This is a genomic window from Pseudonocardia sp. SID8383, assembly GCF_009864975.1.
GTDB classification, from domain to species: Bacteria; Actinomycetota; Actinomycetes; order Mycobacteriales; family Pseudonocardiaceae; genus Pseudonocardia; species Pseudonocardia alni.
This window is the reverse complement of the sequence record NZ_WWFY01000180.1, coordinates 1-7,608: the sequence shown is the minus strand read 5'-3', so window position 1 is coordinate 7,608 and position 7,608 is coordinate 1. Positions and strand designations below refer to the sequence as shown.

The 7,608-nt window shown below is 73.2% G+C and carries 8 protein-coding genes; 1 reads left to right on the top strand and 7 read right to left on the bottom strand.

All coding sequences use genetic code 11. The annotated features are described in order from the left end of the window. The 7 genes from GTW08_RS04480 to GTW08_RS04450 all read right to left on the bottom strand — a co-directional run. The coding region (locus GTW08_RS04480; protein ID WP_202416392.1) for a hypothetical protein at positions 1 to 195 on the bottom strand (195 nt) is incomplete at its 3' end. A 161-nt stretch (positions 196 to 356) separates the two neighbouring features. Next, on the bottom strand, positions 357 to 1,328 hold the full coding sequence (locus GTW08_RS04475) for a biotin-dependent carboxyltransferase family protein (protein ID WP_073574872.1): 972 nt from the start codon (positions 1,326 to 1,328) through the stop codon (positions 357 to 359). Beyond that, complete coding sequence (locus GTW08_RS04470; RefSeq protein ID WP_161151449.1) at positions 1,325 to 2,197, bottom strand: 5-oxoprolinase subunit B family protein; 873 nt, start codon at positions 2,195 to 2,197, stop codon at positions 1,325 to 1,327. Before GTW08_RS04470 ends, GTW08_RS04475 begins: the two co-directional genes overlap by 4 nt. Beyond that, the gene (locus tag GTW08_RS04465) at positions 2,194 to 3,546 is read right to left on the bottom strand and encodes an acetyl-CoA carboxylase biotin carboxylase subunit (RefSeq protein ID WP_073574874.1); all 1,353 of its coding nucleotides are present in this window, start codon (positions 3,544 to 3,546) and stop codon (positions 2,194 to 2,196) included. Before GTW08_RS04465 ends, GTW08_RS04470 begins: the two co-directional genes overlap by 4 nt. Then, positions 3,543 to 3,788, bottom strand: coding sequence for an acetyl-CoA carboxylase (locus tag GTW08_RS04460; protein ID WP_020625095.1), 246 nt, complete (start codon positions 3,786 to 3,788; stop codon positions 3,543 to 3,545). Before GTW08_RS04460 ends, GTW08_RS04465 begins: the two co-directional genes overlap by 4 nt. 15 nt (positions 3,789 to 3,803) lie before the next feature. After that, complete coding sequence (gene pxpA / locus GTW08_RS04455; RefSeq protein WP_161151448.1) at positions 3,804 to 4,529, bottom strand: 5-oxoprolinase subunit PxpA; 726 nt, start codon at positions 4,527 to 4,529, stop codon at positions 3,804 to 3,806. 23 nt (positions 4,530 to 4,552) lie between these two features. After that, positions 4,553 to 6,940, bottom strand: a complete 2,388-nt coding sequence (locus tag GTW08_RS04450; RefSeq protein ID WP_346009850.1) for a xanthine dehydrogenase family protein molybdopterin-binding subunit — start codon at positions 6,938 to 6,940, stop codon at positions 4,553 to 4,555. Positions 6,941 to 7,062: 122 nt separating this feature from the next. On the opposite strand from GTW08_RS04450, the gene GTW08_RS04445 reads away from it, so the two are divergent. Then, a partial coding sequence (locus tag GTW08_RS04445) for a PucR family transcriptional regulator ligand-binding domain-containing protein (protein WP_202416391.1) occupies positions 7,063 to 7,608 on the top strand: 546 nt, incomplete at its 3' end.

The window sequence follows — 7,608 nt, the reverse complement described above, 5'->3', positions numbered from 1 at the left end:
GAGCGGTGCCGGGTCGGCCATCCGCGACGGGGAGCCACCGCCGGGCACCGCGGGACCGGCGGCGAGCGGCGCGGCCGGGCCGGGGCCGGTCTGCTCCCCCTGCTCTCCCTGCGCCGCGACGGGCTGCTCCCCCGGCGTCACGGTGACGACGACCGCCGCGGCGAGTGCGATCGCCCCGACCACGGGGACCGTCACGGCCAGGACCCGTCTGACCAGTCCGGCCCCCGCCGCCCTCCGGTGCCTGCCGCTCATCGCTCGGCCCTCCCCCACGTCCGGTACCGCCCCGCGTCACCGAGCGTCGAGTCTGGACCAGACGGCGCTGCGGGGCCAGCCCGAACGGGTGAGCGGGAGCGGTGTCACCGCTCCAGTGCGCTGTGCATCCGCGCGAGCCGGTCCTTCCGCTCGGCCCGCAGCGACAGCGCCGTCTCCAGGTCGACCGCCACGAACCGGGTGCGGGTGCGCGGCGCCGACTGGGCGACGACGTCGAGGTCCCCGGAGATCACCGTCGCCACCATCATGTAGCCGCCGCCGGACACCGCGTCCCGGTGCAGCACGATCGGCTCCACACCGCCCGGGACCTGGATGGAGCCGATCGGGTAGGGCGAGTCGACGATGTTCGACGGGTCCTGGCCCGCCCCGAACGGCGGCTCACGGTCGACGGTCTCCAGCTCCCCGCCGGTGTAGCGGAACCCGATCCGGTCCGCGACCGGGGTCAGCGTCCACGTGGTGTCGAGGAAGGTGGCGCGGCCCCGGTCGGTGAGCCGGTGGTCGTAGAGCCCCATCACGACCCGGACCTCGACGTCCTTCGCGAGCGACGGCCGCAGGTCCTCGGGTACGACGAGCCCGGCCCGGCCGGTGCCGGACCCGACGGGCAGGACGTCGCCCTCGGCCAGCGGCCGGCCGTCGAGCCCGCCCAGGGCGCCGAGCGCGTACGTGGCGCGGCTGCCGAGCTTCTCCGGCACGTCGATCCCGCCGGACACCGCGAGGTAGGCCCGTGCGCCGGCCTTGAGGTAGTCGAAGGCCAGCACGTCGCCCTCGGCGACGTCGAAGGACTCCCAGACGGGCACCGCAGACCCGTTGACCTTCGGGGCGATCGTCGCCCCGGCGACGGCGAGGGTCGCCGGGCCGGTGAACACCAGCTCCGGGCCCATGTAGACGATCTCCAGTGCGGCGGCGCCGTCCGGGTTCCCGACCAGCGCGTTCGCGCAGGTCAGCGAGTACTGGTCCAGCGCGCCCGACGGCGGGATGCCCAGGTGGTAGTAGCCGGAGCGGCCACCGTCCTGCACGGTGGTGGACAGACCGGGCTTGCGGACCTCGATGCGTGTCACGCGAGCACCTCCAGCAGGCGCTTGTTGTAGCCGTCGGGGTCGTCGAGGAACGGTTGCAGGTCGAACGCCACCGGACGGGCGGTGATCCGGTACTCCCCCGCCTCGGCGGCGGCGTGGAGCTGGTCGTACTCGTCGCGGTCGATGCCGCGGAACTTGATCATGTCCCCGGGCCGCATGAACACCATGTGCTCGGTGAAGTCGGGCTTGGTCTGGGTCGGGTCGTAGATCGGCGCCGGGGTGATGCCGAACATCTGGTAGCCCCCGGCGCCGCGCACCGAGTAGATGCAGGAGAAGCAGCCGCCGTAGCCGACGGTCTGCTTGGGGGTGTCGGTGCGCGGACGCAGGTACTTCGGCACCACGATCTGCCGGTCCCGGGGCACCATCTGGTACTTGAACGGCAGCCCGGCGACGAAGCCGACCATCGAGGTGAACCAGGGCGAGCCGGAGTGCGCGGCGATGAACTCGTCCACCCCGGCGTAGCCGTTGATGCGGGCCGCGTACTCGATGTCGGTGGCCTCGGGGTCCTGGTGGCGGTCGCGGAACCGCATCAGGGTCTCGGTGGTCCACGGGTCCTGGTAGAGCACCGGGATCTCGACGACCCGGCAGACCAGGGTGACCCCGAGCGCGTCGCCGACCCGGGTCTCCAGCTCCGTCAGCTGCGCCATCAGCGCGTGCGGGTCGAGCACGTCCGGGTCGTAGCGCACCTGGTAGGAGGCGTTCGCCGGGCAGATCTCCAGGATGCCGTCCGGACGTTCGGAGCGGAGCAGGTTGGTGATCGCGACGGCCTTGAAGTTGGCCTGCAGGCTCATGTCCTCGGCCAGCTCGACGAACACGAACTCGTCGCCGCCCCAGCTGTAGCGGGCGCTCATGAGGTCCCCTTCCCTTCGGCCAGCCAGTGTTCGAGGGTCCCGGTGTGGAAGTCGGCGTCGGCGACCCACGGCTCCCCGGCCAGGGTGCGGAGCAGCCCGGCGGTGGTCGGGATCCCGGCGACGGAGAACTCGTCGAGCGCACGCCGGGACCGGGCCAGCGCCTCGGTCCGGTCGGCACCCCACACCACGACCTTCGCCAGCAGCGAGTCGTAGTACGGCGGGACCGTCCCGTCCGGCTCCAGCCAGGTGTCGCAGCGCACCCACGGCCCCGCCGGCAGCGTGACCCGCCCGACGCCACCGGGCTGGGGCAGGAAGTCCCGTTCCGGGTCCTCCGCGCAGACCCGGAACTCGATCGCGTGCCCGCGCCGGGAGATGCCGTCCTGGGTGAACCGCAGCGGCTCCCCCGCGGCGACGCGCAGCTGCTCGGCGACGAGGTCGATGCCGGTGACGAGCTCGGTGGTGGGGTGCTCGACCTGGATGCGGGTGTTCATCTCGATGAAGAAGAACTCGCCCGTCTCGTCGTCGACGAGGAACTCCACGGTGCCGGCCGAGGTGTAGCCGACCTCGCGGCACAGCGCGACCGCCGCGGCCGTCATCGCCTCGCGCGTCGCCCCGGTGATCCCCGGCGACACCGCCTCCTCGACGACCTTCTGCCTGCGGCGCTGCAGCGAGCACTCCCGCTCGAACAGGTGGACGGCGTCGCGGCCGTCGCCGAGGACCTGCACCTCGACGTGCCGGGCGCGCTCGACGAACCGCTCCAGGTACATGGTGCCGTCGCCGAACGCCTTCTCCGCCTCGGTCGAGGCCTGGCCGAACGCGGTGCGCAGCGCCTCGGCGTCGGCGACGACCCGGATGCCCCGGCCTCCGCCGCCCGCGGCGGCCTTGAGCATCACCGGGTAGCCGACCTCCTGGGCGGCGGCGACCGCGGCGTCGGCGTCGGCGACCCCGCCGGGGGTACCGGGCACGGTCGGGACCCCGGCGGCGCGGGCGACCTCCCGGGCGGCGACCTTGTCGCCCATCCGCTCGATCGTCGCCGCGTCCGGGCCGACGAAGGTCAGGCCCGCACCGGCGACGGCGGCGGCGAACGACGCCCGCTCGGACAGGAACCCGTAGCCGGGGTGGACGGCGTCGGCGCCGGTCTCCTCCGCCGCGGCCAGGATCGCGTCGGCGACCAGGTAGGACTTCGACGCGGGCGAGGGCCCGATCGCCACGGCGGTGTCGGCCAGGCGCACGTGCAGGGCGTCGGCGTCGGCCTTCGAGTGCACCGCGACGGTGCCGATGCCCAGGTCGCGCGCGGCCCGGATGATCCGGACGGCGATCTCGCCGCGGTTCGCGACGAGCAACCTCATGCCGTCTCCACCACCGCCACGGGCTGGCCGGCGTCCACCTCGTCCTCGTCGCCGACCAGGAACTCGACGACGGTGCCGGTGGCGCCCGCCGGGATCTGGTGGAAGGACTTCATGACCTCGACCAGGCCGATCGCCTGGTCGTCGGTGACGGCGGCGCCGTCCTCGGCGAACGGCGGGCTGCCGGGGTCGGGACGGCGGTAGAACACGCCGGGGATCGGGGAGACGACCTCGTGTCGGGGCACTGCGGGTACTCCTTCTCAGCTGCTCAGGTGTGGCTTCAGCGCGTCGTGCACGGCACGGGCGAGCTCGACGGCGTTCGGGGTGTCGGAGTGCACGCAGACCGAGTCGGCGCGCACGGTGAGCTCCTTGCCGTTCTCCGAGGTCGCCTTCCCCTCGGTGACCGCGCGCAGGGCGCGTTCCGCGGACCGCACCGGGTCGAACGCCTCGTGCTCACGGGTGATGATCAGCGAGCCGTCGTCGCGGTAGTCCAGATCGGCGTAGTACTCGGCGACGAACCCCGCGGGCCGGTCACCCCAGACCTGCTCGTGCACGGTGCCGACCATGCCGACCAGCGGGGCGCCGAAGACGTCGGCGGCGTCGGCGATCGCGGCGGCGACCTCCGGGTCCCGGGCGGACATGCCGTAGAGGGAGCCGTGCACCTTGACGTGGTTCAGCTCCATGTCGTGTGCGCGCAGGAACCCCGCCAGCGCACCGATCTGGTAGACGACGCCCGCGGTCAGCTCCTCGCGGTCGAGCCTCATCTCGCGGCGGCCGAAGCCCTCCCGGTCGGGCAGCGACGGGTGCGCCCCCACCTTCACCCCGTGCCGCTGCGCCAGCGCGACCGTGCGGGCCATCACCCGCGGGTCGGAGGCGTGGAAGCCACACGCCACGTTGGCGACGGTCACCCAGGGCATCAGTCCCTCGTCGTCGCCGCAGTGGTAGATCGAGTACGACTCGCCCATGTCACAGTTGATGTCCACCATGTCCGGTCTCCCTCCCGGTGGGTTCAGGCAGTCTGGCCGGACGCGGCGTTGATCGCCCGCCAGACCGCCTGTGGCGTCGCGGGCATGTCCACATGGGTCACACCGAGGTGGGCGACGGCGTCGATCACCGCGTTCACCACGGCGGGCGAGGAGCCGATCGCGCCGGACTCGCCGATCCCCTTGACCCCCATCGGGTTCGTCGGCGACGGCGTGACCAGCTGCTCGAGCTCGAAGTGCGGCAGGTCGCTCGCGGCGGGCACGGCGTAGGACGCCAGGTTGCCCGCCGTCGGGTTGCCGGCCTCGTCGAAGGTGGCGTGCTCGTAGAGGGCCTGCCCGATGCCCTGGGCGATGCCGCCGTGCAGCTGCCCCTCGACGATCGTCGGGTTCACCACGACCCCGCAGTCGTCGACGGCGACGTAACGGCGGATCCGGGTGAACCCGGTCTCGGTGTCGACCTCGGTGACGCACACGTGCGTCCCGAACGGCCAGGTGAAGTTCGGCGGGTCGAACGCCGAGTCCGCGGTGAGGTTGGGCTCCATGCCCTCGGGCAGGTCGTTCGCCAGCGACGCCGCGCCCGCCACCTCCTGGATGGTCACCGACGGCCCGGCCGTCCCCGCCACCGAGAACCGGCCGCCGGTGAACTCCAGGTCCTTCTCGTCGGCCTCCAGCAGGTGTGCGGCGATCTGCATCGCCTTGTCCAGCACCTTGCCCGCGGCCAGGTGCACCGCGGTGCCGCCGACGGCGAGGCTGCGCGAGCCGTAGGTGTCGCGCCCGAACGGCGCGACGAGGGTGTCGCCGTGCAGGACCTCGACGTCGTCGGGGTGTACACCGAGGCGGTCGGCGACGATCTGCGACCAGGCGGTCTCGTGGCCCTGCCCGTGTGGGGAGGTGCCGGTGACGACCTCGACCTTGCCGCTGGTCGTCATGCGCACGGTGGCCTGCTCCCAGCCGCCGGACTGCAGCCGGACCCCCGCCGCGACCTTCGACGGCGACAGCCCGCCGGACTCGGTGAAGTTGCCGAACCCGATCCCGATCTGCACCGGGTCCGAGGAGGAACGGCGGCGGGCCTGCTCGGCGCGCAGCTCGTCGTAGCCGACCAGCTCCATCGCCCGGCGCATGCAGGTCTCGTAGTCCCCGGAGTCGTACTGCACCCCGGACGGGACCGTGCGCGGCTCGAGGAACGTGGGGTGCAGGTTGCGCAGCCGCACCTCGGCGGCGTCCATGCCGAGCTCGCGGGCCAGGTCGTCCATGATCCGCTCGTGGCCGTAGGCGGCCTCCGACCGGCCGGCGCCGCGGTAGGCGTCGGTCGGGGTGAGGTTGGTGAACACACCCTTCGCGGTGAAGGAGTAGTGCCCGAAGTCGTAGAGCCCGCAGAAGGTGAACGCGCCGAACACGGCGATGCCCGGGGTGAGCAGCTGCAGGTAGGCGCCCATGTCGGCGAGCAGCTCCACCTTCATCCCGAGGATCTTCCCGGCGCGGGTGGCGGCGACGGAGACGTCCTGGATCTGGCCGCGGCCGTGCGTGGTGGCCTGGTGGTGCTCCGAACGGGTCTCGGTCCACTTCACCGGGGTCCGCAACCGGCGGGCGAGGACGAGGGCGAGGAACTCCTCGGCGTAGACGTTCAACTTCGCGCCGAACCCGCCGCCGACGTCCGGGGCGACGACCCGGATCCGGGTGTCCGGGATGCCGGTGACCGCGGCGAGGATGTCACGCACGAAGTGCGGTACCTGGGTGGCGGTGTAGACGGTGAACCCGGCGCCGACCGGGTCCGGCACGCACACCACCGCGCGCGGCTCCATCGGCGAGGGGACGACCCGCTGCTGCAGGTAGCGCCCGGACACGACGACCTCGGCCTCGGCGAAGGCGGTGTCCACGTCGCCGGTGGCCAGCGGCCAGGTGTAGCAGTGGTTGGTGCCCATCTCCTCGTGCACGACCGGGGCGCCGTCGGCGAGGGCGTCGGCCATGTCGACCACGGCGGGCAGCTCGGCGTACTCGACGTCGACGAGGTCGGCGCCGTCGCGGGCGGCCGCGGCGCTGGTGGCGAGGACGACCGCGACACCGTCGCCGACGTGGTTGACCTCGTCGCGGGCGAGCGGGCGGTGGTCGGGGATCCGGATGTCCTCGGTGACCGGCCAGCCGCACGGGATGCCGGCGAGGAACTCGTCGTCGACGTCGGCGGCGGTGAGCACCGCGCGGACCCCCGGGACGGCGGCCGCGGCGGCGGTGTCGACCGCGACGATCCGGGCGTGCGGCAGCGGGCTGCGCACGACGACCATGTGCAGGGTGCCGGGCGGGGCGATGTCGTCGGTCCAGGTGGCCCGGCCGGTGAGCAGCGCCTGGTCCTCCTTGCGCTGCATGCGGGTTCCCACCCACGGTGCCGCAGCGGTACCGGTCTCCTGCGTGGCGGTCACAACGCTCCTTCTGACGACGACTGCGGTCCGTGCCGGACAGCGTGATCCGGAACACGCCGGCGCGGTAGTGTCCGCACTGTCCAGTTCGATGTCCGGTACACGCCGATCCGGCAGGGGGCCAGATGGCGCTGACGCTGCGCACGCTGTGTGCGAGCCGCAGTCTCGGACTGCGGCTCGCGTGTCCGTCCGCGGATCAGGATCGACCGCTCACGTGGGTGCATTCGAGCGAACTGTCCGATCCGACGCCCTATCTCGACGGCGACGAACTGCTGCTGACCACCGGGCTCGGACCGGCGCCCGACCCGGCCGGCTACGTGGACCGGCTCGTCGCGCACGGCCTCGCCGGGCTCGGGTTCGGCTGCGGTCTGGGACACGACGACCTGCTCCCCGCGCTGCGCGAGGCGTGCGCGCGGGCCGGGCTGGCGCTGCTGGAGATCCCCGAGCGCACCCCGTTCCTGGCGCTGACCAAGGCCGTCGCCGAGGCCCGCGCCGCCGACCGCTACGCCGAGGTCGTCCGCACCGACGAGGCGCAGCGGGCGCTCACCGCCGCCGCCCTGGGCGAGGACGACCCCGACACCGGCACCGCCCGAGTGCTGGACCGGCTCACCGACCGCCTCGGCGCCTGGGCGCTGATCTCCGGGGCCGACGGCCGGGTCCGCCGGTCCGCG